Here is a 26,950-nt window from a genome sequence, read left to right on the forward strand (position 1 = left end):
CGCGCCACGGACCCCGTGCCACGCACCACGAGTACCGACGCCCTCGTCCGTGCGCCGCACGCCACGGACGCCGATGCCCTCGCGCCTGCGGCACACACCGCGGGCACCGGACCGCTCGTACCTGCGCCGCGCGCCGTCGGCGCCAGCACCCTCGTACGCGCGCCGCGCACCACCGGCGCCGACACCGCCGTACGAGCCGTCGAATCGTTCATGACACCGGCTCCTTCAGTACGCGGTCCACCGGGACCTCCGCCGTCACCGAGACGGCGGTCGGGTCGAGGTCGGACGGGGTCGGCATCACGCTGCCGGGCAGTTGGACTGCTGCGGCGCCGTGGGCTACCGCTGAGGCCAGGGCGTGGGGGCCGGTGCCGCCGGCGATGAGGAAGCCGGCGAGGGAGGAGTCGCCGGCGCCGACGTTGCTGCGGACGGTGTCCACGCGGGCGGTCGCGAACCAGGTGCCGGCGCCGTCGACGAGGAGCTGTCCGTCGGCGCCCAGGCTCGCGAGCACGGCGCGTGCGCCCATCTCACGCAACTCCTCGGCCGCCTTCACGGCGTCGCCCACGGTGGACAGGGGGCGCCCGACGGCTTCCGCGAGCTCCTCGGCGTTGGGCTTCACCACGTCGGGGCGTTCACGCAGGGCTTCCAGGAGCGCGCGCCCCGAGGTGTCCAGCGCGATGCGCGCGCCCCCGGCGTGCGCCCGCGCGACCACATCGGCGTACCACGACGGCGCGAGCCCCCGGGGCAGGCTCCCGCAGCACGCGATCCAGTCCGCGTCACGCGACTGCGCCCGCACCGTCTCCAGGAGCAGCTCCTGCTCCTCCGCCGAGAGTTCGGGGCCCGGCGCGTTGATCTTCGTGAGCACCCCGTCCGCCTCCGCGAGCGCGATGTTCGAGCGGGTGGCACCCGCGACCGGGACCGGCGCGACCTCGATGCCCTGCGCGTCGAGCAGATCCGCGACGAGCGCCCCCGGCGCACCACCCAGGGGCAGAACCGCGACCGTGCGCCGGCCGGCGGCCGCGACGGCGCGCGAGACGTTCACGCCCTTGCCACCCGGGTCCATGCGCTCGCCGGTGGCGCGGATGACCTCGCCGCGGTCGAGGGAGGGGACCTCGTAGGTACGGTCCAGGGACGGGTTCGGGGTGACGGTGAGGATCATGCGCGCACTACTTCCGTGCCGCCGCGCTCGATGGCGGTGGCGTCTTCGGGGCTCAGCCCGCTGTCGGTGATCAGCAGGTCCACGTCGCTCAGGTCGCCGAAGCGGGCGAAGTGCTCCTGGCCGTGCTTGGAGGAGTCGGCGAGCAGCACCACGCGGCGGGCGGCGGCCAGAGCGGCCCGTTTCACCGCGGCCTCGGCGAGGTCGGGCGTGGTCAGACCATGATCGGCGGAGAAGCCGTTGGCTGCCACAAAAAGGACATCGGCCCGGATCTCGCCGTAAGCGCGGAGCGCCCAGGCGTCGACGGCGGCGCGCGTACGGTGCCGTACGCGCCCCCCGACGAGGTGGAGCTGGATGCCGGGGTGGTCCGCGAGGCGGGCCGCGATCGGCAGGCTGTGGGTGACGACGGTGAGGGAGGCCTCCAGCGGGATGGCGGCGGCGAGGCGCGCGACCGTCGTACCGGCGTCGAGGACGAGGGTGCCCTCGGTCGGGAGTTCCGCGAGGGCGGCCTTGGCGATGTGGTCCTTCTCGTCGGCCGCCGTCGTCTCGCGCTCGGCGAGGTCCGGCTCGAAGTCGAGGCGCCCGGCGGGGATGGCACCGCCGTGCACCCGGCGGAGCAGGCCGGCGCGGTCGAGGGCCTTCAGGTCGCGGCGGATCGTCTCCGCGGTGACCTGGAACTCCTCGGCCAGCGACACCACGTCCACCCGCCCGCCGTCACGCGCGAGCCGGAGGATCTCCTGCTGCCGCTCCGGTGCGTACATGTCCGTTCGCCTCCGACTTGAGTATCCGGTCGTTCGTCCGGCTCAATGTCCGGTCGTTTCCGACCTGTGCCCGAACTTGTGGTTTCGCTCGGAGGCTACGCCTGGATTTCAGGAAAGTAAACACAAGCGGGTGACATTCGGGCACGATCAGACATCACAGCAGGACGTCACAACTAGCTGACCCGGAGTCACGAACCCCTTACCCTGAGCAGGTAGAGGCGCCTCGTGAAGGCGTCGGGGCACCTTATGGAGGCGTCTCGGAGGCGTCGCGGACATTCCTCGGGGGCGCTGTGAACGAGAGTGACGGCGCCGTCGGCGACCGCCCGGAGCGTGGCTGGCAGTCGGACATCGTCGAAGCGGTGCTGCGCACCGACGTGTTCGCCGATCAGCATGCACGAGCGCTGCTCAGATGGCTGATCGACGCCGAGCTGGCGCACCCGCTGCCCGCCGAGGACATCGGCGACCACGTCACCGCCCTGCTGCAGTGCGTACGGCTCGTACGACACTGCGCCCGTCTCCCCGGTGGCCTGCCCGCACTCGCCTCGGTGATCGGCCTGCTGGAGCCGGACGGCGCATCGGCCCGGCAGGTCATGGGCCTGGTCGAGGCCCGTGACACACGCCGCCCCTGCACGGCCGCCCCGGACGGTACGGCCACGGCCGAGGCGCCCTCGGCGCCGGTCACACCCGGTGTCCTGCGCGACAGCGGCCGTGACTTCTTCCTCTCGTACTCCGGCTCCGACCAGCGGTGGGCGGTATGGATCGCGTGGGAGCTGGAGGAAGCCGGTTTCAGTGTGCTGGTACAGGAGTGGGACTTCGTCCCTGGCAGCAACTGGCAAGACGGCAGGGAAAAGGGGGTCGGCGAATGCGAGCGGGTTGTGGCCGTGCTCTCCCCCGCCTACCTGGAGTCGGTCTACGAGCGTCTCGAGTGGCAGACGGCCCAGGGTTCCGATCCGGCGGGCTTCGCCCGTCGGCTGGTACCGGTACGGATCGCGCCCTGCCGGCCGAGGGGGCTGCTGGCAGCACTGGTCTTCATCGATCTGGTGGGGCTGAACGTGACTCAGGCGCGGGAAAGGCTGCTGAGCGGCATGACCGGCGTACTCGCCGGGCGTTCGAAGCCGACGGTGCCTCCGGAGTTTCCCCCGTGAGACGTCGCGCGGCCCACGCGCGCCCGATCACCCGTCCAAGGACGCTCCCCGATCGTGGAGGGCCACCATGCCGTACGACGACAGCGAGGGCCGCATCCCCGACGTCTGGGGGAACGTCCCACTGCGCAACCCTGACTTCACAGGCCGCGAGAGCCTTCTGGACGACCTGCACGAACGGCTGACGCGGGACAAGGGCGCCGCCCTGGTGCCGCACGCCCTGCACGGTATGGGCGGTGTCGGCAAGACGTCGATCGCCGTCGAGTACGTGTACCGGCACATGGACGAGTACGACGTCGTGTGGTGGATCTCCGCCGAGCGCACCGCACAGATCGCGCACGCTCTGGTCGAGCTCGCCCCGCGGCTCGGCCTCGTCCCCGCCGCCGACGCGACCTGGACCGTCACAGCCGTACTGGAGGCGCTCCGCACGGGCCAGCCGTACCGGAAATGGCTGCTGCTGTACGACAACGCCGAAAGCGCCGACGCCGTACGGCAGTTCCTGCCCGTCGGCGGACCCGGCACCGTCCTCGTCACATCCCGCAACCCCCGTTGGGCGGGGATCGCACGGACGCTGCAGGTCGATGTGTTCCAGAGGGAGGAAAGCAGGAGCCTGCTGCACGCCCGCAGCCCCGAGATCGGCCGGCACGACGCGGACCGCATGGCGGAAGCACTCGGCGACCTGCCGCTCGCCATCGAGCAGGCAGCTGCCTGGCACACCGAGACAGGCATGCCCGTCGACGAGTATCTGCGCCTGCTCGACGAGAAGACGGCCGAACTGCTGCGCGACACCGCTCCCCCGGACCATCGGCACCCGGTCATCGCGGCCTGGAACATCTCCCTCGACCAGTTGCGGGACACAAACCCGGCGGCTCTCCAACTCCTGCAGATCTGCTCGTTCTACGCGCCCGAGCCGATCCCCCGGCTGCTCTGGGCGCGGGCGCCGCAGGGCTCCGTCACTCCGGAACTGGAGGCCGCCTGGGCGGATCCGATACGGCTCGGTCAGGTGCTCCGGGACATCGGCCGGTACTCCCTGGCCCGGTTCGATCACCGTACTCAGAGCCTCCAGATGCACCGTCTGGTGCAGGCCGCCGTCTCGTCGCGCATGACGAGCGGACAGCAGTCCGTCATGCGGCGCGGCGCGCATCTGCTGCTGGCCGCGAACGACCCCAACGACCCGGACAACGCCGAGCACTGGGAGCGGTACGGCCTGCTGCACCCTCACGTCGTCTTCTCCGGAGCGGTTCGCTCCGACGACAGCCGGGTGCGCCGTGTCGTCGTCAACGAGATCGTCCATCTGCAGCGTTGGGGCGACTACGACTCGGGGATCCAACTCGCCCGCACCGCGCACGAGACCTGGTCCCGGACCCTGGGCGCGAATCACCGCGAGACTCTCCAGGTCGCCCGCTGGCTCGGCTTCCTCCTCTGGTGCACCGGCAACTACCAGGAGGCCGCCGATCTCAATGCCACGACTCTGGCCGCCTATCGGCGGACCATGGGGCCCCATGCCCAGGACACCCTCGACCAGCTCGGCAACGTCGCGATCGACCACCGGGCCCGCGGCGCCTTCGCCGACGCCCTCAACCTCTCCGAGTCCGTGCACCGCAAGTACGAGCGGCTGCTCGGTCCGGAGGACCCCGAAACCCTGCGCGCCGCCCACAACCTCGGCGTCAGCCTGCGCCTCGTCGGCGACTACGCCCGGGCCCGCGACCTCGACCAGCAGACCTGGCACGGCCTGATCGGGGTGCACGGCATGGACCATTTCAACTCACTGCGCACCTGGCTGGCACTGATCCTGGACGTGCGTGAACTCGGCCAGTACGACGCCGCGTTGAGATACATGCGGGACATCACGGAACGAGTCGGGGACGTGCTCGGGGCCGACAATCCGCTCACTCTGTCCTGTGCGCGTCACCTCGCGGTCACCCTCAGAAAGGCGGGCGCGGAAGACGAGGCGCTGGACACGGCACAGCGCTCCCACACCGCCCTGCTGCGGCGCTTCGGCGAACGCCAGCCCGAAACCATCGCCGCCGGACTGGAGTTGGGCGTGCAGCTGCGGCGGGCCGGTAGGCCGGCGGAGGCACTTGTGCTCTGCACCGAGACCTGGCACCGGTACGAACAGACCTACGGCCGTCCGCATCCGCACACCCTGTCGGCGGCGGTGAGCCTCGCGCTCACGTATCGCGCGCTGGGCAACCCGGCGGCCGCGCGACGCATCGATACGCTCGCCCTGTCGGGCCTGGTCTCGGCGCTGGGCGAACGGCATCCCTCGACACTGGCGTGCCGAAGCGCCCTGGCCGGTGACCTGCTCGCGCTCCACGAGACGTCCGCGGCATACGAGATGGACTCCGAAACTCTGCGCCGGTCACGGGAGATGCTGGGCGAGGAACATCCCTTCACACATGCCTGCGCCGCCAATCTCGCCGTGCAGCCGCGCGGACCTTCCCGCGCCGATACGGACTGCGGGGTGCGCGAAAGGATCGACCTCGACATCGATCCCATGCCGCTGTGAGTCACGACAGACCGGGGACAAGGGGTACTCTCCGGATCCACCAGAACTCCGCGAGGGACCCTGACGGAGTGTCATGGCACTCGTATCCTGGTTTCGTACACAGCTCTTTGGGGGTGTTGTGGACGGGGACGACCGTAGCCGCCTCGCCCGGCCGGACCATGACTGGCAGCAGAACATGGCCCGGACACTGATCGGCTCACCCACCCTGGGTGACCGACAGGCCTTCGCCTTTCTGATCGAACTGATCGAGGAGCGGCTCGGACAGCGCGTCTCCCTGCGGGAACAGCCCACGACATGGCTCCGGTTCATGGAGCTGGTGCGCTTCTGCGATCGCGAGGAGAACGGGCTGACCGCCCTCTCGTCCGCCGTGTCGACGGTCGAAGGGCACAGCCGGACCTCCGACCGGGTCAGCGAGATGGTGCGGGAGCACATCGTGGCGAGGTCCGGCCCGCCACCGTTCCCGCAAGCCTCGGTCGCACAACTCGACGACGGCACACGGGACTTCTTCGTCTCGTACACCTCCGCCGACCGCGGCTGGGCAGCCTGGATGTCCTGGCAGCTGGAAGCAGCCGGCTACAGCGTGCTGGTGCAGGAGTGGGATTTCGTGCCCGGCAGCAACTGGCCGGTCGGGATGGAGCGGGGGGTCACCGAGTGCCGCCGCACCATCGCCGTGCTGTCTCCCGACTATCTCAACTCCGTCTACGGCCGCCAGGAATGGCAGGCCGTGCAGTCCAAGGACGCACTCGGGCTGTCCCGCAAGCTCGTACCGGTACGGGTCAAACCGTGCGAGCCACCGGGGCTGCTGGCCAACCTGGTCTACATCGATCTGGTGGGCCAGGCCGAGGAGGAGGCCCGCAAGACCCTGCTCGACGGCATCGGCGGCGCCGAGTCCGGTCGCTCCAGGCCGGCCCTGCCACCCGATTTCCCAGGCTGAACGGGCCGCGCCGATGGGGGACCACAGCGGCCGTGACGCCTTACGCATCCGCGAGCGGATCAGCGAGGAAGCTCTCGCCGCGCTCCTCGCGATGCGCTCACTCGGCGACCGCTACGCGCGGGCGCTCCTCGTCGACCTCGTCTCCGACGCCCTGGGCACCCCCGCCGATCTGCGCGAACAAGCCACTGTGCCCATGCAGTTGCTGGAGCTGTTCCGCTTCTGCGTCCGACACCAGGACGGACTGACGACTCTCGCCCGCAAACTGCCCATGCTGGAGCCGGGCTGTCCGCAGGCCTTGATGGTGCAGCGGCTCGCCGACGAGTGGACGGCCGTCGACTCGCTGGCAGGGCCGGGCGACGTCACCGGGTCCTGGCCGTTCCTCTCGGACGCGCTCGGCACTCTGCCGATGACGCGCCGGATGCGGACCGCGCTGATCCGCACGGCCACCCAGGCGCGGGTACCGGAGCCGCCGCCGCATGCCGAGAATCCCTGGCACGACTTTCTGCACATGGCCGGGCAGGGGGCCCCGCGCGACGGGCTGCCGCCATGGATGCTCTACCTCGACCGCAGCACCGACGAGATGAGCCCTCACCTGGCCGGGGAGGTGCTGGCCCGCAACCGGCAGTGGGCGCTGCGCTGGGGCCTGGCCGAACGGCTGGACGCGGAGCGGCGGGATCGGGCGCGGTCACCGACGGTGCCGGTACGGCCGCACCAGGAGTACCTTGCCATCCACATCGAGCGCGACCCACTGGACGACGGGCACTACCTGGTATCGCACTCCTTCATGTCCCTGGCCCGTAGCTCTGGTTGGCAGCACAGTGAAGCGCCGTCCCGCGTGCCGTTGGAGGGGCTGGAGGCCGCAGTGAGCCGGATCATCCGGATGGTCGAAGAGCGGGGCGGGGACCGGTCCGCACAGCTGTGGCTTGAGTTCGTCCTGCCCTTCGAACTGCTCAACCTGCCGGTCGACTGGTGGCCCAGGGACATGGGCGAAGTGCCGCCCGTACCGCTGGCCGTGGACTATCCCGTCGTCATCCGCAGCCTGGACCGGTTGCAGACCAGTGCCTGGCACAGGTTCTGGCGGCGCCGCTGGCAACAGCTCACGAACGACGAGCAGCCCCCTGCGGGCTCGGTGCATGTCAACGTGGCGGGTCAGGACGGCGGTCATCTGCGCGGGCTCGGTGCCCGCCTCGGCGACAACGAGCATCTTGTCGCCGCTGTGCTGAGCGGGCCTCCGCTTCCCGGGCAGGGGCATGGCAGTCAGGAGCTGGAGGCGGCTCTGCGCAGTGGACTGCCCGTGGTCATCTGGCATCGCACCAGCCGTTCCACCCCTGAGTTCCTGGACGCGGTGGGCTGGTTGATCGCCGACGGCTGGCAGCGTTTTCCCACGAAGGTGGCCGCCTACCGACGCCAGGCAGCGATCCAGGACGCCGACGGCCAGGACACCACCGGCGAAGGCGCGGAAGGTCGGAACACCGACAGCCAGGGCGCTTCCCCCCTGGGCGCCAACCTCACCGTTCTCTGGGACGACCCCGACCGCAAACCCGTGGTGCCGAACGCCTGAGCGCCACCGCACCTCCGCAAGCCGAGTACCGCAGCACCATCCGCATCGTGGCGACCGCGCCTCGCGGCCGCAGCAGCCGTCAGTTCGGAGGGACGCCGCTCATGACGCCGAACAGCAAGCCCTGGGGGATCTATCGTGGCACCGGGCAGCCCGGTACCGGCACGGCCGTCCTGCCCGAGCCGCCGCCCTGGCGCCGCTTCGCGGGTGGTCCCGATCTTCCCGAGCCTCCCCCCGACGACATGTACGGGCTCCGGTTACTGGGCGACGAGGCCGTACCCCCGCCGTCCGGCGCGGACGAGGTGGGCCGGGTCAACGCGGCGCTCTCATTGCGGCGTCCGCTGCTCGTCACCGGCGAACCGGGCTCCGGCAAGTCGGCGCTGGCCTATCGCATCAGCCGGGAGCTGGGGCTCGGACGGGTGCTGCGATGGCCGATCACCAGCCTGAGCACACTGGCCGAGGGTCTGTACGACGGTGCGGCACGCCTCGGGCCGCTTGGTACCGCCTTCCTCCCGTACCGCAGGCCACGGGTCCTGCTGATCGACCAGCTGGACCGGGCCGAGATCACGCTGCCGGAGGACCTGTGCACGGTGCTCGACTCCGGCGGCTTCGCCGTGCCGGGCCACGTTGAACGGGTGACGACGGATGACGACCACCAGGCCTCGGTGGCACTGCGGGGCGGGGAGGTCCTCTGTCACGCCTATCCCGTCGTGGTCGTCACCAGCAGCGGGGCCCGGGATCTCGCACCCGCGCTGGTACGGCGTTGCGTCGGACTGCGGATGCCCCGGCCCGCCTCCGGCACGCTGCGGGACATCGTCGCGAGCCGTTTCGCCACAAGCGGGCCCGGCCTCCCGGCTGACGTGCTGGAAGCCTTTCTCGACCGGGCCGCCCACACCGACGGCCCTGCCGTGGAACGCCTCCTGGACTCGCTGCAACTGACCCTCTCCGGAGCCCTGGAAGCGGTCATCGACGGAGACGGAGACCGGCAGAAGGCCTTCGACACGATCTGGCGCTGGACCGCCCCGGAAGAGCCATGAGCGCCGGCTTCTGGACCGAGCTTCCCTCGGAGCTCCCGGAATCCCTGCGCCGCGTGGGCAACGCGCTCAGGCACGGATCACCCCGGGCCGTGGAGGTGGCCGTGGTCGCGGACACCGGGCCGACGATGGGCCTGTGGCGGGACACGATCGGCGCCTTCGCTCTCCAGGTGCACCGATCGGGCGCCTTCGGCCGGATCACCACCCACCGGCTGTCTGAAGGCCGCTGCGCCGACCCGGCAACGCTGCCGCGGCGCGCCGCGGGAGTCCGGTTGACCGTGCTCCTGACCGACGGCGCCGGGCCACGCTGGCGCACCCGTGCGATGGAACCGCTGCTGCGCCGTTGGAGCCGGAGCGGTCCGGTCGTGGTGGTCCATCTATTACCGCATCCGGTTTGGCCGGTCACCTGGCTGCGGACCTGGCAGGTCCTGCTGCGCACGCCGGCCGCCGCCATGACGAACGACCGGCTGCACTGGCAGGCGCGCGGGCTCGGTCCCGATCTGGACGGCAGACCGTCCGACCGCCGTACCGGCGTACCAGTGCCCGTGCTGGAGCTGACACCCCGCTGGTTCGCCGCCTGGTCGGAACTGTTCGGAGCAGGGCCTCCCGGATGGCTGCCGCTGACGGTCATGTTCCCCCGGCCCGACGCGGCTCCGGACGACGAGGCCCAGGTGCCGTCAGCGCCCGCCGCGGCTCAGGTGGCGCGCTTCCGGTCCGCGGCCACCCAGGATGTGTTCACACTGGCCACCCTGCTGGCTGCGGTACCGCTCACCCGGCCGGTGATCTCGCGGGTGCGGGACGCGCTGATGCCGGCCGCCTCGCTCGCCGACTTCGCGCAGCTGCTGGTGCACGGTCTGGTCCGGGAGACGGACGGCGGCAGGGACCCGGCGTTCGAGTTCGCACCTGGCGTACGAGAGGAACTCCTCGCCGCCGGACGCCGTACCGATCTCGTACGAGTTGTCGAACTCGTGGGGGATCGCCGGGGATCCGGCGGGGAACACTTGTGGCGACTACCCCGGCTCCTGCGCGGGGCCGCAGTGTCCGAACTTCCCCCGGTGGACGAGGAGTCCGCACCATGGCTCGCCGTGGAGAGCGCTGTTCTCCACGCGCTGTCCGGACCGTTCCTGAACCCGGCGAAAGTGGTCGACGCCGCGGTCACCGCATACCGGGAAGGCCTGCACCGCACAGCTTGTCGCACCACCGCGCCCAGCCAGTCCGTCGCCCGGCCCCCGGGTGACACCGCCCGTCCCACGACCCACGACCAGAGGAGGCCGGTGATGCCCCAGCAGGCCCCGGCGGGCAGTGCGAGCACAGAGCGCACCCGGAACACCCCGACCGTCTGGGGGAACATCCCGCCCAGGAACCCGAACTTCACCGGGCGCGGAGACCTACTCGAACAGCTCCACCAGCGGCTGCTCCAGGAGAAGGCGACCGCAGTCCTGCCGCACGCGCTGCACGGCATGGGTGGCGTGGGCAAGAGCCTGCTCGCGGTGGAGTACCTGTACCGGCGGATGACCGAGTACGACGTCGTGTGGTGGATCCCCGCCGAGCGCACCGCACAGATCTCACTGTCCCTGGTGGAACTCGCCCCACGCCTCGGACTGACGCCCGGCAGCGATGCCTCCTCGACAGTGGCAGGCGTCCTGGAGGCGTTGCGCGTCGGGGTTCCCTACGCGAACTGGCTGTTGGTCTTCGACAACGCAGAAAGCCCGGAAGCAGTACGGCAGTTCTTCCCGGCCGGCGGCCCCGGCAACATCCTCATCACCTCCCGCAACCCGCAATGGGCCTCCATCGCACGCCCGTTGGAGGTCGACGTGTTCCTGCGAGAGGAGAGCAAACAGCTGCTTCGGCTGCGCGGACCGGAAATCAGCGACAAGGACGCCGACCGGCTGGCGGAGGCGCTGGGAGATCTGCCGCTCGCCATCGAGCAGGCGGCAGCCTGGCACGCCGAGACCGGTATGCCCGTCGACGAGTATCTGCGCCTGCTCAACGAGAAGCGCGTGGACCTGCTGCGCAGCACTGCCCCGCTGGACAATCAGCATCCGGTCATCGCGGCCTGGAACATCTCCCTCGACCAGTTGGAGACCAAGAACCCGGCCGCCTACCAACTGTTGCAGGTGTGCTCGTTCTACGCGCCCGAGCCCATCTCCCGGACCCTGTTCGCACGGATGCCACGCGGATCCATCGCCCCGGAGCTGGACTCGGCACTGGAGGACCCGATCCGGCTCGGGCAGGTGATCCGGGAGATCGGCCGCTACTCGCTGGCTCGCTTCAACCACCGTAACAACTCCCTGCAGATGCACCGACTGGTGCAGGCCGCTCTGCTGTACCGGATGACCGACGAGGACCGGTCGACCATGCAGCGCGGCGCCCATCTGCTGCTGGCGTCGAGCGATCCCAACGATCCGAACAACATGGTGCGCTGGGAGCGGTACGGCTCGCTGTATCCGCATGTGCTGGTGTCCGAGGCGGTCCTCTCGGACGAGAGCTGGGTGCGCAACCTCGTCGTCAACGAGGTCATCTACCTGTTGCGCTGGGGCGACTACGAGTCCGGTCTCGATCTCGCTCGCACCGCCCACGAGACCTGGTCCCGAACCTTGGGCGCGGATCATCCCCAGACTCTGCAGGTCGCCCGCTGGCTCGGCTTCCTGCTCTTCACCACCGGCAGTTACGAGGAGGCCGCGACACTCAACGCCATCACCCTTGAGGCGTACCGGGAGTCGATGGGCCCTCAGGCGCAGGACACGATCGACGCGCTCGGGAACGTCGCCACCGACCACCGTGTCCGCGGCGCCTTCAGTGAGTCGCTCAGCCTGTCGGAATCCGTGCACCAGCAGTATCTGCGCCTGCTGGGCCCGGAAGACCCGGAGACCCTGCGCGCCGCCCACAACCTCGGCGTCAGCCTGCGCCTCGTCGGCGACTTCGGCCGGGCCCACGACCTCGACCAGCAGACGTGGCACGGCTGGACGCAGATCTTCGGCCAGGACCATGTCGACTCGTTGCGCACCTGGCTGGGGCTGATCCTGGACATCCGGGAACTGGGCGACTACGGAGCGGCGTTGACGTACCACCGGGAGATCGTCGAGCAGGCCATCACCCTCCTGGGTGGTGACAATCCACTCAGCCTCTCCTGCTTCCGACATCTGGCCGTCGCCCTGCGCAAGGCCGGCGAACACCCGGAGGCGATGGCGACCGCGGACCAGGCCCGCACCGATCTTGTCCGCCGGTACGGCCCGCACAATCCCGAATCCATGGCCGCCACCCTGGAACTGACGGTCCATCACCGCCACAGCGGCAACCTTCCGGAAGCCCTGCGTCTTGGCACCGAGATCTGCGAGCAGTACGAGAAGACGTACGGCAGGCGGCATCCGCACGCGCTGTCCGCCGCCCTGAACCTGGCGATCACCCATCGGCTGCTGGGCAACCCCGCCGCCTCGCAGTACATCAACCTGGTCGTCCTGGAGGAATTCTCCGTCGCGCTGGGCGAACTCCACCCGTCCACGCTGGTCTGCCGGACCAACCTCGCCAGCGATCACTTCGCTCTGGGAGATCCGGCCGCCGCGCACGAACTCGACACGGAGACGCTGCGCCGTTCACGGGAGGTCTTCGACGACGACCATCCCTCCACTCTCGCTGTGGCGGCCAACCTCGCCATGGACCTGCGGGCCCTCGGCCGCGGAGAGGAAGCCGATCTGCTCCACACCGACGCCAGCGAGCGCCTCAGCCGGAAGCTGGGCAGCAGTCACCCAGCGGTCGCCCAGTCGGCGGACTGGGAACACCGGGCCGACTGCGACATCGACCCCATGCCCCTGTGACCGGCCCTGGCAGGCTCGGCAGCGGCGGTGGCTACCCCGCCAGCCAGCGGGCCAGGGCTACCGGGTCCGGAGCGGGGCGAAGGGCCCTGCTGAGGGCGGCGACACGTTCGGGGTACTCGATGAGGACGGCTCCGGCGGCCTCCTCACCTGTCTCGGTCAGGGCCAGCCCGAGTCCGGCCCAGGCGGCGGGCCTTGGGTCGGGTTCGGCGAGCTCGTCGGCGTAGAGCTTGACCGCAGCGTGGACGTCGCCGTCCACCAGAGCCAGGTCCCCGGCGCCGGCGCCGGGGATCCGCAGGGCTGGGGCGGCCAGGGACCGCAGATCGTCGAACTCCTGGCCGTTGATCAGGCTGAGGCGTGCCAGCAGGGCGAGGGTGTCGAGCCGGCAGGCGTGCGGGTCGGTGCGGAGGACCGGGTCGAGGGCGGGGGCGGCCGGTGCGGGGCGCGAGTCGCTCCACGCTCGCGCCGCATCAGCGATATAGGAGGGATCCGCGTACAGATGATGTGCACGCCAGGTCGCGTGGTGATGCACCGCGGCCAGGCGCGCGAGGTGTGCTTCCCGCGCCCCCACCTGCTCGTGCTCCCAGACCTTGGACTGCTCGCTGAGGGAACGGACGACTTCGCGCCCCAGATCGGTCAGCGCCGGATGCTCGCCCAGCGTGCCGAGAACCTCGCGCACGGCGTCACGCCACAGTGCGAACTCGAAGCCCGCGAGCCTCTCTTGGCCCCTCGTATGCCAGTAGTGCGTGACGCCCGAGAACGCGTACGCACCGTGGACAAGTCCACCGAGCGGGCGCGGGTCGTCCCGCCAGGGAGCGTGAAACAGCTCGTCGTGGTCCTCGAACAGCGGGACGAGGAAGATCAGGCCGTTGAGCAGCGTGTGCCGGAACTCGTGCACCAGGGCGACCCCGAGTTGCGCCGGAAGCACCTCCTCGTCCGGGTCGGGGTCGGACAGCAGGACGCATCCGAAGGCGTCGCTCGAGGAAGCGGCCCGGGCCCGCAGTCGCTCGCCGCGCGGCAAGGGGACAATGGACCGCAGTCCCTTGGACAGAGCGAGCGCGTTTGCCCTGTGATCATCCACCAGGACCGCCCACATGCGGTCGAAATGCCTCTGCCAGACCCGGAACTGGGAATCCGTCAACCGCCCCGCCGTCAGCAGTGGTACGGCCGCGCGAGGCCCCAGATCGTCGAGGACGAGGCTGAGCGCGACGCCGTCATGAACGGCGCGGAGCCGACGCAGGCCCTGCCAGCCCGGTGCGTCGGTCTCCCGTTCGGCGGGCAGTGTGACCAAGGGCCCGGTGCCGGCGACCTCCACCACGCCGTTGTCCCCACGCACCTCCGCGCTGCCCCACGCGTCGCGGGCGTCACCCACCAGCGCCTGCCCGAGCCCTGGCAGGAAGACGGCACCCGACCGGACTGGCACCCGGATCCGGAAGTCGACACCCGCGACGACGGCCACGGTCGCCGCCAGCTGACCGAGGAAACCGAACTCCACCCACAGAGGCGCCTCGTCGGGCCCGGCTTCGTTGTCCGCTGCCGGAGCGAAGAGCCTGCGAAAGAGTGCCGCGCCCCACAGTCCCACTTGAGGATCCAGCAGAACCTCGCGGAAGACCTCGGGCTCGACGCGCTCAACCGACTCCAACAGGCTCCAGGCTTCCGTGACTTCGGCGGTGCGAGCCTCGGGAAGCCGCGCCGCTACGTCCATGATCGCCCGCATCATCAGCAGTCGACGGCTCGTCTCCGTGTCCACGAGGGTGGTGACGGCGTGCTGGTCCTCGGTGGTGGAGATCAGTGCCCGCAGAACGGAGGCGGAGAGGTGGTGAAGGCGCATTGGCACGATGTTTCCTCATTCACACGGCAATGGCGTGCCGTGCACCCTACAGCGGAATCAAACCGCCGACTCCGGACTCAGCGACAGCGCCTAACTGCCGCTGGTCCCCGCGATGGTGGACAACGGGCGGGCCGAGCTCCGGAGATGTGCGACCGACGGCTGGAGGAACGATGCGTCCACGGCCTTGAGTTCGCTGAGGGAAAGCCCGGAAAGGGCGGGAAGCCAACACGACCGCACCGCTTCCGGCGCCGCCACCTCGGTCACAGTGGCTTGTTCCGTCGTTGCCATGACGTCCGCTTCCAGGATGTGCACGGAGCTCATGCCCGCGCGCGCGAGGTTGGGTCAGAGATTACGCACATTACAGGGTGTGCGGCGTGAATGCCCGCCGCCGTACACAGGCGGCGACGGGCACTCGTTCGAGGAGTTACGGAACCGGCGCCGGCTCGGTCTCGCGCGCGGGCGCGGCCGTCTCCCGCGAGGCGCGCGTGCCCCCGTCGTGCTTCGTCCGGGGGGCTTCCCGCCCCGGCAGTGCGAACATCAGCAGGAAGATCACCAGCATCACGGCCGCGACCCATCCCAGCGCGTGCTGGAAGGCCGCCACGAATACCGGACCCACCTCGTCCGGCCGCAGCCCGTCGGGGATCTGGTTGAAGAAGACGACCGACACCAGGCCGAGGCCGAGCGCGTTGCCCATCTGCTGCATGGTGTTGATGAGGCCGGACGCCGAGCCGGAGTGCTCGCGCGGTACTCGCGACAGGACCATGTCCGTCAGCGGGGCGAAGATCAGGCCCATGCCGAGGCCCATCACGATCAGGGGAAGGGACATCTGCCAGGGGGCGATGGACATGCCGTAGCGGTCGGCCTCCCACAGGTAGAGCAGGACGCCCGTCGCCATGGTGAGCGCGCCTGTCTGGAGCACCCTGCGGCCGCCGACGCGCGGGACGAGCTTCTGGACCGACAGGCCCGCCGCCAGGGAGACCGCGATCGAGAACGGGACGCCGGTCAGGCCCGCCTTCAGGGGGCGCCAGCCGAGGCCGGTCTGCATGTAGAGGGTCCAGACCAGGAAGAAGATGCCGAGGCCGATGCCGAAGACGGTCTGGACCGCGATGCCGGCCGCGAAGCTCTTCACCTTGAACAGGGACAGTTCGACCAGCGGGGAGCCGTCACGGGCGGTCTTGCGCTTCTCGTACGCCACCAGCGCCGCGCCCACGACGAGCGCGCCGGCCATGGACACGTACCCCCACAGCGGCCAGCCCAGCTCACGGCCCCGGGTCAGGGGGTAGAGCAGCATCAGCAGGCCCAGGGTCACCAGCGCGACGCCGACCAGGTCCAGCTTGAGGGCGCGCGGGGCCCGGGACTCGGTGATGAAGCGGCTGCCGAGGATCAGGCCCGCGATGCCGACGGGGAGGTTGATGAGGAAGATCGGGCGCCATTCGAGGCCGAACAGGTTCCACTCCGTCAGCAGTGCGCCGAGCAGGGGGCCCGACACCGCGCCCAGGCCGACGATCGCGCCGAAGAGGCCGAAGACCTTGCCGCGCTCCTCCGCCGGGAACGTCGCGTGCACGATCGACAGCACCTGCGGCACCATCATCGCCGCCATACCGCCTTGCAGGATCCGCGCGGCCACCAGCATCTCCGGGTTCGCGGCGAAGCCGCACAGCGCGGAGGCAAGAGTGAAGCCGCCGATGCCGATCAGGAAGAGCCGCTTACGGCCGTGGATGTCGCCGAGGCGTCCGCCGGTGATCAGCCCGGCTGCGAAGGCGAGCGCGTAACCGGCCGTTATCCACTGGATCTGGCTGACGGTCGCGCCCGCCTCGGCCTGGATGGACGGGATCGCGATGTTGACGATCGTGACGTCTACGAGGTCCATGAAGGCCGCCGTCATGATGATCGCGAGGGCGAACCAGCGGCGGCGGTCGGGGGCCCCTGGAGTCGAGGACGCCGGGGATTCCATGGGGTCGGGCGTTGCGGTGGAGGTCATGCATCGAAGCTACGGCCCCATTAGGTCAGATCATGTCCTAGTGGTACGGCATCCTCGAACTCATGACGACGGACACTCCGGGCAGGCTGCTCCAGCTCCTCTCCCTCCTCCAGACCCCGCGGGAATGGCCGGGCGGCGAGCTCTCCGAACGGCTCGGTGTCTCCCGCCGCACCATCCGGCGGGACATCGACCGGCTGCGTGAACTGGGTTATCCCGTGCAGGCGACGAAGGGCTCCGACGGGGGCTACCGGCTGGTCGCGGGCAAGGCGATGCCGCCGCTCGTCCTCGACGACGAGGAGGCGGTGGCCATCGCGGTCGGGCTGCGGGCGGGGGCCGGGCACGCGGTCGAGGGCGTCGACGAGGCGTCGGTGCGGGCGCTGGCGAAACTGGAGCAGGTGCTGCCGTCGCGGCTACGGCATCGGGTGTCGACCTTGCAGGCCGCGACCACACCGCTCACCAGCGGGGACGGGGCGAGTATCGCGCCGGAGACGCTGACCGTGATGGCGTCCACCGTCGCCGGGCGGGAGCGGTTGCGGTTCGCCTATCAGGCGCGGGACGGGGTCGAATCGCGGCGCGTCGTCGAGCCGTATCGGCTGGTGTCGAACGGGCGGCGGTGGTACCTCGTCGCGTACGACCTCGACCGGGGGGACTGGCGGACGTTCCGGGTGGACCGGGTAAGTGAGCCGTTTGCCACGGGGGCGCGGTTCGCTGCGCGGGAGTTGCCTACGGGGAGTGCGGCGGAGTATCTGCGGCAGTCGATGTATCGGCGGCAGGAGACATACGAGATCGACGTCGTCTTCGAGGCGTCCGCCGCATTTGTCGCGGCTCGGGTTCCCAAGTGGGCTGGGGAGCCTGAGGAGTTGGGGGACGGGCGGTGCCGGTTGCGGGGGGAGGTGGGGGACGCCGTGGAGTGGATGGCGGTGCGGCTTGCGATGGTGGACTGCGAGTTCGTTGTGCGGGGGCCGGAGGAACTGGTGCGGTGTGTGCGGGAGTTGGGGGGCCGGTTGAGTCGGGCGGGGGGTGGGTGAGGGGGGGTTCGGCGGGGGTGCTCGGCTCGGCTGAGTTGGGCTGGGCTGGGTTTGTGGGTTGCCGGGGTGGGGGTGCCGTCGGTGGGTGCGCTCGCCCGCGCTGGCGGGGTGCCGCCTCTCTTTGGGTCGGGAGCCGCCCCTAGCGGTACGCCTGCCCGCAGACGGCGCGGAGTCGAGGGTGCCGGCTGCTCGGGTGGGCGCCGGCCTTAACGGCACGCCTGCCCGCAGGCGGCGGGGGCGAGGGGTGGCGGCTGCTCGGGTGGGCGGCGCCCCTAGCGGTACGCCTGCCCGCGGGCTAGGTCGGAACGGCGGCTACCGGCCTCCTACGCAGCCCCGGCCCCCGCACCTCCCTCCCACGGAAATCCCCCCACCACCCCCAGATTCCGCAACGCCAACCCCGCCGGCCCCCGTTCCCCGCCCGCCGGGGCATCCCCAGCGGCCCAGGCCTCCACAGCCGTCCGTACCGCCGCGCTGGCCACCGCCGCCGCGAACCGGAGGTCGGCCGAGACCAAGGGCGGCGCCGGAGTCGGAGTCGGAGTCGGAGTCGATGGCTCGGCAACGTTGTCAGCAGTACCCGCGCCCTGCGACTCCGTCCGCTCCCCCAGCACCCCCGCCAGCATCCGTTCCGCCCCCTGACACACCTCGGCCCACACCTTCCGTAGCGCGGGGCTGCTCTCGGCCAGACGGATCAGTGTCCGTACCCACTCCCACGACGCCGCCGAGACACCGGCGCCCGGCGTGAGAGTGCGGCGTACCGCGTGTTCCAGGGCCTCGGCGACCGACAGTTCCGCCGGGGCCTCGCGTACCGCTTCCGCCCAGCGTTGGGCGCCGGCGGCGTACAAGGGCGCGACCGCTTCCTCCTTCGTGGCGAAGTAGCGGTAGAACGTGCGGGGTGCGATGCCCGCGGCCTGGGCGATGTCCTCGGCTCGGGTGGCTCGGAGGCCGTGTTTCACGAAGAGTCCTGCCGCCGCGCGGGCGATCTCCATCCGGGTTTCGGCCTTACGCCGCTCGGTCAGGGAGAGAGGGGCGGCGGACGAGGGCTGTGCGGGGGTGGGGCTGCTCACATCGGCAGGGTATGTCCATGTGACACAATCTGCCATCCGGCGGGTCTCCCCGGGGTTCAGGTACGGGGTGGCCCGCCGTCCAGCATGCCCCGGGACGAGCGAGGCCGACCCTCGAAGGCCCTCAGCACCCCGGACCTGCCGGAACCCCAGGCTCCCCGGAGCCCCCGGAACTGGCGGAACTCCCGGATGCGCCAGGAGCGCCGGGCGCGCCAGAGCCGCCAGAGCCGCCAGAGCCGCTGGAGCCGCTGGAGCCGCTGGAGCCGCTGGAGCCGCTGGAGCCGCTGGAGCCGCTGGAGCCGCTGCAACCCTAGGCCCCCGGAACACCCGGGACCCCAGAAAGCCCCATCTCTCTGCCTCCCGCTCCCCGCTCCCCGCTCCCCGCTCCCCGCTCCCCGCTCCCCGCTCCCCGCTCCCCGCGAGAAAACCCGCCCCCGCCCCCAACCGCACCCCCGCCTCCTCCCCCACCCCCTCGACACAAAAAGAGCCGGACCCCGACACCCGGGGGGAGGGTGCCGAAGTCCGGCTCGGGGAGAGTCCCGGCGCCGGGGGGGATTGCGTCGGGACTTGGTTTCGCGGGTCCCGGATCGTCGCCGTCCGGGACTCGAACACTTGGACCCTGAAGTCTTGTTCCCAGGGTTCTGCCTGTTGAAGCGGTCTGACACCGCCGTGTTTGCGCCGCTTTCGCGACCCGGCGCACGCGGGCACACACCTCTCGGCGAGCTCCCACACACGCCCCTCAGCAAGCCGCCCCGCACACCGCTGCGCGAGCAACCGCGACGCACACCACCCGGCGAGCACCCGCCACGCACGCCACCCGGCGAGCAACCGCGACGCACTACACCGCCCACCACTGAGCAGCTGCCCCGCCCCCGCCCGGCATTCCCCCTTACGCCGCCGCGTCGAACCCGGTGTCGCGAGCCAGCTTCTTCAGTTCGAGGAGGGCGTGCTTCTCGATCTGGCGGATGCGTTCGCGGGTCAGGCCGTGTTCCTTGCCGACCTCGGTCAGCGTGCGCTCGCGGCCGTCCTCGATGCCGTACCGCATCTTGATGATGGAGGCCGTCCGCTGGTCGAGGCGGCCGATGAGGTCGTCCAGTTCCTCGCTGCGCAGCAGGGTGAGGACCGACTGCTCGGGCGAGACCGCGGAGGTGTCCTCCAGGAGGTCGCCGAACTGGGTGTCGCCGTCGTCGTCGACCGACATGTTCAGGGAGACGGGGTCGCGGGCCCAGTCCAGGACGTCCGAGACGCGCTCCGGGGTGGAGCCGAGCTCGGCGGCGATCTCCGCGTGCTCGGGGTCCCGGCCGTGTTCGCGGTTGAACTCGCGCTGGACACGGCGGATCCGGCCCAGCTCCTCCACGAGGTGGACGGGGAGCCGGATGGTGCGGGACTGGTCGGCTATCGAGCGAGTGATGGCCTGGCGGATCCACCAGGTCGCGTACGTCGAGAACTTGAAGCCCTTGCGGTAGTCGAACTTCTCCACCGCGCGGACCAGGCCCGCGTTGCCCTCCTGGATCAGGTCCAGCAGGGGGAGGCCGGCCCTCGGGTAGCGGCGGGCCACGGCGACGACCAGTCGGAGGTTGGAGCGGATGAAGACGTCCTTCGCGCGCTCGGCCTCGGCGACCAGCGCCTCCAGCTCCTCGCGGGTGGCGTCCGCCCGGGACTCCTCGTATCCGTCGAGGACCTGTCGTGCGAACACACCCGCCTCGATGATCTGTGACAGCTCGACTTCCTTGGCGGCGTCGAGCAGCGGTGTGCGCGCGATCTCGTCGAGGTACATGCCGACCAGGTCGCGATCGGCGATCTCGCCGCCATGGGCGCGAACACTGTTTGCCGCGGCAGTCCCGCCCTTGGCGGACTGACGACGGGCGACGGCACGGGTTGCCATGCGTGCTCCCTTGCGATGGTGGGCTGGCGGGTGGTCCTTGCGGAGCCTGGCACCGTCTTCGGCACTGTCCTCGGGTGCCCTGCTTCCGATGGAAACAACGACTGGAATCAGGACAGAATTCCCAACCCGCTCCCCTATTTTTCTGATCATGCAGTACCCTGTGCGGCCACACGGGGAGGCCGAATGCCGACGGAGAGTACAGAGGTGCAGGTCAGGCCGGGAGTCGAAGGTGACCTCGCGGCCCTCACCGACATCTACAACCACTACGTACGCGAGACGCCGATCACCTTCGACACGACCGTCTTCACTCCGGAGGAGCGCCGCCCTTGGCTGCTCTCCCACCCTGTAGACGGTCCGCACCTCCTAAAAGTTGCCGCGAACGCGGACTCGAACACGGACTCACAGGAAATTCTCGGCTACGCCACATCCAGCCCGTTCCGGGCGAAGCCCGCCTACGCGACCTCGGTCGAGGTGACGATCTATCTCGCCCCGGGCGCGGGCGGGCGCGGGATCGGCACGCTCCTCTACAAAGCCCTCTTCGAGGACCTGGCGGGCCAGGACATCCACCGTGCCTACGCGGGCATCGCCCAGCCCAACGAGGCGTCCGTGCGGCTGCACGAGCGCTTCGGGTTCCGGTACGTCGGCACGTACAGGGAAGTCGGGAGGAAGTTCGGGCGGTACTGGGACGTGGCCTGGTACGAGAAGGAGCTCTAGCCGCGCCCCCTCCGCAGCCGCGCCCCCTCCGACCCGGCCCCCATGGAACCGTCAGCCGAACTGCACCGACCGCTTCGCCATCCCCATCCAGAACCCGTCGATCACGGACCGCTGCGCGTCCAGCTCGCCGGCCACGTCCGCCGCGCCCATGGTGACGAAGAGGGGCGCGAAATGCTCGGTGCGCGGGTGGGCGTAGCGGCCCGCCGGGGCCTTGTTCAGGAAGTCCAGCAGGGAGTCCACATCACGCGCCTCCAGTGCCCGCCGGCCCCAGTCGTCGAACTCCGAGGACCAGGTGGGCACTCCCCCGCCGGTGTGACGGAGGGCGGCCAGGTTGTGGGTGAAGAACCCGGAGCCGACGATCAGCACGCCCTCGTCGCGCAGCGGAGCGAGCTTGCGGCCGATCTCCATGAGCCTGACCGGGTCGAGGGTCGGCATGGAGATCTGGAGGACCGGGATGTCGGCCTCGGGGAACATCTCGACGAGCGGGACGTAGGCGCCGTGGTCGAGGCCGCGGTCCGGGATGTCCTGGACGGGGATGCCGGGGGCGCGCAGCAGTTTCCGTACGGACTCGGCGAGTTGGGGGGCGCCGGGGGCGTCGTACGTCACGCGGTAGTAGTGCTCGGGGAAGCCCCAGAAGTCGTAGACGAGGGGGACGGGGTCGACCGCGCCCAGGGCGAGGGGGGCCTCCTCCCAGTGGGCGGAGACCATGAGGATCGCCTTGGGGCGCGGAAGGTCCGCGGACCAGGCGGCCAGTTCGCCGGGCCAGATCGGGTCGTCGGCGAGGGGCGGGGCGCCGTGGCTGAGGTAGAGCGCGGGCATGCGTTCCTGGGTGGCGGCGGACATGACGGCGGCTCCCTCCGAGAGGTGTTGCTTGAAGTCTAAAACTCCCTGTCCAAAAAAGTGTAGGCCGAACTTGTTTAATTTTCAAGGAGAGCTCTCGTACAGTGGGACACATGAACACGGCATCCCCTTCCACCGCGACCAAGGCCACCACCGCCGCCACGACCACAGCCACAACCACCACCGCCACGACCGCCGAGGAGCCTCGCTGGCTCAGCCCGGAGGAGCAGCTGGTCTGGCGTTCCTACGTGCACGCCACCACGCTCCTCGAAGACCACATGGACCGCCAGCTCCAGCGTGACGCGGGCATGCCGCACGTCTACTACGGCCTTCTCGTCAAGCTCGCCGAGTCCCCGCAGCGGCGGCTGCGCATGACCGAGCTGGCCATGCACGCCAAGATCACCCGCTCCCGGCTCTCGCACGCCATCGCCCGCCTGGAGAAGAACGGCTGGGTACGGCGCGAGGACTGCCCCTCCGACAAGCGCGGCCAGTTCGCGGTGCTGACGGACCAGGGCGCGGAGGTGCTCGCGCAGGCGGCGCCGGGCCATGTGGCCGTCGTACGCAACGCCGTCTTCGACCGGCTCACCCCGGAACAGCAGAAGTCCCTCGGCGAGATCATGCAGATCGTCGCCGAGGGACTTCAGCCCAACGAAGCGGGTGCGGACCTGCCCTGGCTCCGCTGAGCCGCTCACTCAGCGGAGCCAGGGGCAGGTCCTCAGGGTTCGTACGTGCGGAGCGTCCCCATCCCCGTACGTACGAACGGTCCGAAGGGGTACGACCTGACGGTCGTCGTCGGTCCGGTCAGTGCGCGACCACCGGGACCGCGATCTCGGCCCCGTCCTCGTCGGATCCCTCGCCCGAACCGGTGACCGCCGACATGTCCGGCTTGCCGGCGTTGACGAAGGTCAGGGCGATGATCCCGGACAGGACCAGGATGCCGACGGCGAACCAGATCGCGTTGGTGTAGCCGTGCACCATGCCCTCCAGCTGCACGAGCTGCTGCTGGGTGCGGGACGAGGCGCCCGCGATGTGGTCGGCGATGTAGGACGTGGTGGCCGACGCGGCGATCGTGTTCAGCAGGGCCGTACCGATCGCACCGCCCACCTGCTGCGAGGTGTTGACCATCGCGGAGGCGACACCGGCGTCCTGCGGGCGGACCCCCTGGGTGGCCAGGGACATGGCGGGCATGAACGCCGTACCCATGCCGAGGCCGAGCAGCACCATCGCCGGGAGCAGCAGGGCGGCGTAGGAAGAGTCGATCTTCATCTGGGTCAGCAGCAGCATGCCGACGGCGGCGACCAGGAAGCCGGGGCCCATGAGCAGGCGCGGCGCGACCCGGGTCATCAGTCGGGTGCCGATCTGGGTGGAGCCCACGATCATGCCCGCGATCATCGGCAGGAAGGCGAAGCCGGTCTTGACCGGCGAGTAGCCCTTCACGATCTGGAGGTAGTAGGTCAGGAAGAGGAACAGGCCGAACATGCCGATGATGGCGAGACCCAGCGAGAGGTAGATACCGCCGCGGTTGCGGTCGGTGATCACGCGCAGCGGCAGCAGCGGGGCCTTGACCTTGGCCTCGACCAGGACGAACGTGGCGAGCAGGACGCCGGAGGCGACGAACATGCCGATCGTCACGGAGTCGCCCCAGCCCTCGGACTCGGCGCGGGTGAAGCCGTAGACCAGCGCGACCAGGCCGAGCGTGGAGAGCAGGACGCCGGGGATGTCGAGCGGGTTGCGGTTGCGGGCGCCCTCGGGCTCACGGATGACGAACCAGGCACCGGCGGCGGCGAGCACCGCGAACGGGATGTTGACGAAGAACGTCCAGCGCCAGTCCAGGTACTCGGTGAGGAAGCCGCCGAGGATCAGACCGACGGCACCGCCGGCACCGGCGATGGCGCCGTAGATGCCGAACGCCTTGGCGCGCTCCTTGGCGTCCGTGAACATCACGGCGAGCAGGGAGAGCGCGGCGGGCGCGAGCAGGGCGCCGAAGACACCCTGGAGAGCGCGGGCGCCGAACATCATCGCCTCGTTGGTGGCGGCGCCACCGAGCGCGGAGGCCCCGGCGAAGCCGACCAGACCGACGACGAAGGCGTTCTTACGGCCCCACAGGTCGGCGATCCGGCCGCCGAACAGGAGCAGACCGCCGAAGGCGAGGGCGTAGGCCGTGACGACCCACTGCCGGTTGCCGTCGGAGATGCCGAGGTCCTGCTGGGCGGAGGGCAGGGCGATGTTCACGATGGTCGCGTCAAGGACGACCATCAGCTGGGCGAGCGCGATGAAGAAGAGCGCCTTCCAGCGATTGGAATCGGGAGCCTGTACGGCTGCTTGAGACATGGGGGTACCCACTTCGGGACTTCGTGACGGAAAAAGGGAACGAAAAAGCTGCTACTGGGGACTGCTCAGGTGCTGGGCACCGAGCACTGAGTACTGAGGCTGACTGCTGAGGTGCGCTGAACTAATCGGTCACTGGCCGGTCATGCCTGGCGGAGGTCCTCCATGGTCATGGCCGCGCCCGGCAGGACGGAGCGGGCCGGGGCCCGCAGCCCGTCCAGGAACAGCTGCAGATGGCGGTGGACGAACCGGTCGGCGTTGAGGCAGGCCGTCCCGAACGGGGGGCGGCTGAGCTGAGCGACGACGATCATCAGGTCGCCGGCTGCCACGTCGGCGCGGAGCTGACCGGCCGCCTTGGCGCGGTCCATCAGCTTCCCGATGAGTTCCTCGCACCGCACGCGTGCGGCTTCCAGGTCCGGGTGGTTCTGGTCGAAGGTGCTCTGGATCATCGGGCACAGCGCCGTGATCCGCTCGTCGGCGGCGGCATGCACGAAGCGTTCCAGAGCCTCGAAGGCGTCCCCGGTCTCCATGAGCGCGAGTTCGGCCGCCTCGGTCGTCCGGTCCATGACGGAGCAGACGACCTCGCGGACGAGTGCGTCGCGGTCGGGGAAGTTGCGGTACACCGTGGCGTTGCCGACACCGGCGCGGCGGGCGATCTCGTCGAGCGGCACATCGGGGCCGAACTCGGTGAACATCTCCCGGGCGGCTGTGACGATGCGCTCCCGGTTGCGCAGGGCGTCGGCGCGGGGCCGGGGCACCTTCTTCTGCACAGTGGTCGCGGTCACGGCGTACTCCTCGGATGGCTGGCTTGTGGGGGCTGGTCCGGCGATCCGGGGAAGCTCTCCCCGTTTCGCGCGAACACCCTTCTAAACGGGGAGACGCTCCCCGCTTATTTCAGGTTGACGGAGAGATTTCATGTGACCTGAGTCACAAGCCTCACCGGGCCCCCGATCCGAGAAACCCACGTTCGGTCTCCTCCAGCGCGCGCCCGCGCATCCCTCGACACAGGGTGATCGAAAGGGTGCAGCCGGTGGACCTGCGGCTGCCGTGGACAGAGCCGTGGACAGAAGAGGGCCGTGCATGCAGCAGACGCAGACCAGCCGTCGGATACGCCCGCGCCGCACCGCCGCCCTCGTGTCCGTGACCGCGCTGACCCTCGCCGTCTGCACCTCGGCGGGCACGGGACACCTCACGGCACCGCCCGCGCCCGCGGGCGCCGGCCCGATCGCGCTGGCCCGCTCCTCCGCCCACGGCCCCTGTCTGATCCGGGGCGGCGACGCCGTCCAGATGTCCGAGGGCGTCCCCACCCCCGGCGGCTACTCCCGCTCCACCGGCACGGTCCGCGCCCTCACCCTGATGATCGACTTCTCGGACGCGCCGGGCCGCGGCAGCGCCCTCGACCGCTACGACGAGTTCTTCCCGCAGACCCAGGACTGGTTCCGCACCAGCAGCTACGGCCGCCTGCGCTACAGCGCCGAGACCCCGATCCCGACCTGGCTGCGCATGCCGAAGCCGTTCAAGGCGTACGGCATAGAGCGCGGCGCCCCCTTCGACCCCGGCTACCGCGACCTGGTCCAGGACATCGTGGCCGCCGCCGATCCCAAGGTCGACTTCCGGTCGTACGACTTCCTGAACGTGCTGGTCACCCCGAACGCCGGCCCCTCCGCGCTGGACACGGTCCTGTCGGTGACCTTCGCCGGGAACCCGGACGCCCCGGTCGCCGACGGCGTCCCGGTCGCCAACGCGTCCTTCGTCTACTCCCGCCAGGACGACGGCTCCGGCTCCTACGGCCGGACCGGCTACCGGGTCCTGCCCCACGAGAACGGCCATGTCTTCGGCCTGCCCGACCTCTACACCGCGAACGGCGGCGGCTCGGTCGGCCACTGGGACATCATGAGCGAGGACTGGGGCGCCAACAACGACCTCCTCGGCTGGCACAAATGGAAGCTGGGCTGGCTGGACGCGTCTCAGGTCAGCTGCGTCACCACCCCCGGCACGACCGAGTACACCCTCACCCCGCTGGCCCGCACCGGCGGCGCGAAACTCCTCTTCGTCCCGGTCAGCGGCCGCACCGGATACGCCGTCGAGCTGCGCACCCGCGAGGGCAACGACGAGGCGGTGTGCCGGCCGGGCGTGCTGATCTACAAGGTCGACGCGGACGTGGACACCGGCATGGGCCCGGTCCGCGTCTACGACTCCGAGCGCGACAGCGGCGGCTGCACCCGCAGCCCGAACGTCCACGCGGAACTGTCCGACGCGCCCTTCGCCCCGGGCGAGGACTTCGAGGACCGCAAGAAGGGCATCCGGATCACGGTGGCGGGGGCGGACCTGGACGGGGACTACCGGGTGCGGGTGACACGGCGGTGAGCGGCTTCACCG

20 protein-coding genes are annotated in these 26,950 nt (G+C 70.3%); 10 read left to right on the top strand and 10 right to left on the bottom strand.

The features are described from left to right. Positions 1-208 precede the first annotated feature (208 nt). Together pfkB and ABZ928_RS14285 are read right to left on the bottom strand one after the other, a co-directional pair. The gene (gene pfkB, locus ABZ928_RS14280) at positions 209-1,156 is read right to left on the bottom strand and encodes a 1-phosphofructokinase (protein ID WP_361518036.1); all 948 of its coding nucleotides are present in this window, start codon (positions 1,154-1,156) and stop codon (positions 209-211) included. Next, positions 1,153-1,914, bottom strand: coding sequence for a DeoR/GlpR family DNA-binding transcription regulator (locus ABZ928_RS14285; RefSeq protein WP_289920463.1), 762 nt, complete (start codon positions 1,912-1,914; stop codon positions 1,153-1,155). Before ABZ928_RS14285 ends, pfkB begins: the two co-directional genes overlap by 4 nt. Positions 1,915-2,204: 290 nt before the next feature. Between ABZ928_RS14285 and ABZ928_RS14290 the strand changes: the two genes are divergently transcribed. The 6 genes from ABZ928_RS14290 to fxsT (ABZ928_RS14315) all read left to right on the top strand — a co-directional run bounded on the left by ABZ928_RS14290 (position 2,205) and on the right by fxsT (ABZ928_RS14315) (position 12,906). Continuing rightward, the gene (locus ABZ928_RS14290) at positions 2,205-3,059 is read left to right on the top strand and encodes a toll/interleukin-1 receptor domain-containing protein (RefSeq protein ID WP_361518038.1); all 855 of its coding nucleotides are present in this window, start codon (positions 2,205-2,207) and stop codon (positions 3,057-3,059) included. A 67-nt stretch (positions 3,060-3,126) separates the two neighbouring features. Beyond that, positions 3,127-5,565: an FxSxx-COOH system tetratricopeptide repeat protein gene (gene fxsT, locus ABZ928_RS14295; RefSeq protein WP_361518040.1), complete on the top strand. Its 2,439-nt coding sequence runs from the start codon at positions 3,127-3,129 to the stop codon at positions 5,563-5,565. 73 nt (positions 5,566-5,638) lie between these two features. Continuing rightward, positions 5,639-6,499 carry a toll/interleukin-1 receptor domain-containing protein gene (locus ABZ928_RS14300; protein WP_361518042.1) on the top strand — a complete coding sequence of 287 codons (861 nt, stop codon included), beginning with the start codon at positions 5,639-5,641 and terminating at the stop codon, positions 6,497-6,499. A gap of 13 nt (positions 6,500-6,512) precedes the next feature. Then, a complete protein-coding gene (locus tag ABZ928_RS14305; RefSeq protein WP_361518044.1) occupies positions 6,513-8,060 on the top strand; it encodes a hypothetical protein in 1,548 nt (515 codons plus the stop codon). A 47-nt stretch (positions 8,061-8,107) separates the two neighbouring features. Next, positions 8,108-9,094, top strand: a complete 987-nt coding sequence (locus ABZ928_RS14310; protein ID WP_361518046.1) for a MoxR family ATPase — start codon at positions 8,108-8,110, stop codon at positions 9,092-9,094. After that, positions 9,091-12,906, top strand: a complete 3,816-nt coding sequence (gene fxsT / locus ABZ928_RS14315) for an FxSxx-COOH system tetratricopeptide repeat protein (protein WP_361518048.1) — start codon at positions 9,091-9,093, stop codon at positions 12,904-12,906. The genes ABZ928_RS14310 and fxsT (ABZ928_RS14315) overlap by 4 nt, the downstream gene beginning before the upstream one ends. 31 nt (positions 12,907-12,937) lie before the next feature. On the opposite strand, the gene ABZ928_RS14320 is transcribed toward fxsT (ABZ928_RS14315), so the two are convergent. Together ABZ928_RS14320 and ABZ928_RS14325 are read right to left on the bottom strand one after the other, a co-directional pair. Then, positions 12,938-14,734 (bottom strand): HEXXH motif domain-containing protein, encoded by a 1,797-nt coding sequence (locus ABZ928_RS14320; protein WP_361518919.1) that lies wholly within the window; start codon positions 14,732-14,734, stop codon positions 12,938-12,940. 424 nt (positions 14,735-15,158) lie between these two features. After that, positions 15,159-16,715, bottom strand: a complete 1,557-nt coding sequence (locus ABZ928_RS14325; protein WP_361518050.1) for an MFS transporter — start codon at positions 16,713-16,715, stop codon at positions 15,159-15,161. Between the two features lie 62 nt (positions 16,716-16,777). On the opposite strand from ABZ928_RS14325, the gene ABZ928_RS14330 reads away from it, so the two are divergent. Next, positions 16,778-17,743, top strand: coding sequence for a WYL domain-containing protein (locus ABZ928_RS14330; RefSeq protein WP_361518052.1), 966 nt, complete (start codon positions 16,778-16,780; stop codon positions 17,741-17,743). A 323-nt stretch (positions 17,744-18,066) separates the two neighbouring features. Here ABZ928_RS14330 and ABZ928_RS14335 read toward each other — a convergent pair whose 3' ends face one another. The 3 genes from ABZ928_RS14335 to ABZ928_RS14345 form a co-directional block, all read right to left on the bottom strand. Further along, on the bottom strand, positions 18,067-18,807 hold the full coding sequence (locus ABZ928_RS14335) for a TetR family transcriptional regulator (RefSeq protein ID WP_361518054.1): 741 nt from the start codon (positions 18,805-18,807) through the stop codon (positions 18,067-18,069). A 56-nt stretch (positions 18,808-18,863) separates the two neighbouring features. Continuing rightward, positions 18,864-19,112: a hypothetical protein gene (locus ABZ928_RS14340; protein ID WP_361518055.1), complete on the bottom strand. Its 249-nt coding sequence runs from the start codon at positions 19,110-19,112 to the stop codon at positions 18,864-18,866. Between the two features lie 581 nt (positions 19,113-19,693). Continuing rightward, positions 19,694-20,689 (bottom strand): sigma-70 family RNA polymerase sigma factor, encoded by a 996-nt coding sequence (locus tag ABZ928_RS14345; protein ID WP_361518056.1) that lies wholly within the window; start codon positions 20,687-20,689, stop codon positions 19,694-19,696. Positions 20,690-20,872: 183 nt separating this feature from the next. Between ABZ928_RS14345 and ABZ928_RS14350 the strand changes: the two genes are divergently transcribed. After that, positions 20,873-21,403: an N-acetyltransferase family protein gene (locus tag ABZ928_RS14350; RefSeq protein WP_361518058.1), complete on the top strand. Its 531-nt coding sequence runs from the start codon at positions 20,873-20,875 to the stop codon at positions 21,401-21,403. Between the two features lie 51 nt (positions 21,404-21,454). Here the strand turns inward: ABZ928_RS14350 and ABZ928_RS14355 are convergent, their stop codons facing one another. Continuing rightward, entirely contained in the window at positions 21,455-22,246 is a 792-nt protein-coding gene (locus ABZ928_RS14355; RefSeq protein WP_361518060.1) for a class III extradiol ring-cleavage dioxygenase, read from the bottom strand. A 110-nt stretch (positions 22,247-22,356) separates the two neighbouring features. Here ABZ928_RS14355 and ABZ928_RS14360 point away from each other — a divergent pair, with 110 nt between their 5' ends. Next, the gene (locus tag ABZ928_RS14360; RefSeq protein WP_361518061.1) at positions 22,357-22,926 is read left to right on the top strand and encodes a MarR family transcriptional regulator; all 570 of its coding nucleotides are present in this window, start codon (positions 22,357-22,359) and stop codon (positions 22,924-22,926) included. A 118-nt stretch (positions 22,927-23,044) separates the two neighbouring features. Here ABZ928_RS14360 and ABZ928_RS14365 read toward each other — a convergent pair whose 3' ends face one another. Continuing rightward, the gene (locus ABZ928_RS14365) at positions 23,045-24,574 is read right to left on the bottom strand and encodes an MFS transporter (protein WP_361518062.1); all 1,530 of its coding nucleotides are present in this window, start codon (positions 24,572-24,574) and stop codon (positions 23,045-23,047) included. Positions 24,575-24,714: 140 nt separating this feature from the next. After that, positions 24,715-25,356 (bottom strand): helix-turn-helix domain-containing protein, encoded by a 642-nt coding sequence (locus ABZ928_RS14370; protein WP_361518064.1) that lies wholly within the window; start codon positions 25,354-25,356, stop codon positions 24,715-24,717. Positions 25,357-25,651: 295 nt separating this feature from the next. Between ABZ928_RS14370 and ABZ928_RS14375 the strand changes: the two genes are divergently transcribed. Next, complete coding sequence (locus ABZ928_RS14375; protein WP_361518065.1) at positions 25,652-26,938, top strand: M6 family metalloprotease domain-containing protein; 1,287 nt, start codon at positions 25,652-25,654, stop codon at positions 26,936-26,938. Positions 26,939-26,950 lie beyond the last annotated feature (12 nt).

Source organism: Streptomyces sp. NPDC046909, from assembly GCF_040644695.1.
In the GTDB taxonomy this organism is placed as follows: Bacteria; Actinomycetota; Actinomycetes; order Streptomycetales; family Streptomycetaceae; genus Streptomyces.

Bases quoted from the DNA above. Each gene is read 5' to 3' on its own strand.
- pfkB (WP_361518036.1), bottom strand. From the start codon at position 1,156: ATGATCCTCACCGTCACCCCGAACCCGTCCCTGGACCGTACCTACGAG.
- ABZ928_RS14285 (WP_289920463.1), bottom strand. From the start codon at position 1,914: ATGTACGCACCGGAGCGGCAGCAGGAGATCCTCCGGCTCGCGCGTGAC.
- fxsT (WP_361518040.1), top strand. From the start codon at position 3,127: ATGCCGTACGACGACAGCGAGGGCCGCATCCCCGACGTCTGGGGGAAC.
- ABZ928_RS14300 (WP_361518042.1), top strand. From the start codon at position 5,639: ATGGCACTCGTATCCTGGTTTCGTACACAGCTCTTTGGGGGTGTTGTG.
- ABZ928_RS14305 (WP_361518044.1), top strand. From the start codon at position 6,513: ATGGGGGACCACAGCGGCCGTGACGCCTTACGCATCCGCGAGCGGATC.
- fxsT (WP_361518048.1), top strand. From the start codon at position 9,091: ATGAGCGCCGGCTTCTGGACCGAGCTTCCCTCGGAGCTCCCGGAATCC.
- ABZ928_RS14320 (WP_361518919.1), bottom strand. From the start codon at position 14,734: ATGCGCCTTCACCACCTCTCCGCCTCCGTTCTGCGGGCACTGATCTCC.
- ABZ928_RS14325 (WP_361518050.1), bottom strand. From the start codon at position 16,715: ATGACCTCCACCGCAACGCCCGACCCCATGGAATCCCCGGCGTCCTCG.
- ABZ928_RS14330 (WP_361518052.1), top strand. From the start codon at position 16,778: ATGACGACGGACACTCCGGGCAGGCTGCTCCAGCTCCTCTCCCTCCTC.
- ABZ928_RS14345 (WP_361518056.1), bottom strand. From the start codon at position 20,689: ATGGCAACCCGTGCCGTCGCCCGTCGTCAGTCCGCCAAGGGCGGGACT.
- ABZ928_RS14350 (WP_361518058.1), top strand. From the start codon at position 20,873: ATGCCGACGGAGAGTACAGAGGTGCAGGTCAGGCCGGGAGTCGAAGGT.
- ABZ928_RS14355 (WP_361518060.1), bottom strand. From the start codon at position 22,246: ATGTCCGCCGCCACCCAGGAACGCATGCCCGCGCTCTACCTCAGCCAC.
- ABZ928_RS14360 (WP_361518061.1), top strand. From the start codon at position 22,357: ATGAACACGGCATCCCCTTCCACCGCGACCAAGGCCACCACCGCCGCC.
- ABZ928_RS14365 (WP_361518062.1), bottom strand. From the start codon at position 24,574: ATGTCTCAAGCAGCCGTACAGGCTCCCGATTCCAATCGCTGGAAGGCG.
- ABZ928_RS14375 (WP_361518065.1), top strand. From the start codon at position 25,652: ATGCAGCAGACGCAGACCAGCCGTCGGATACGCCCGCGCCGCACCGCC.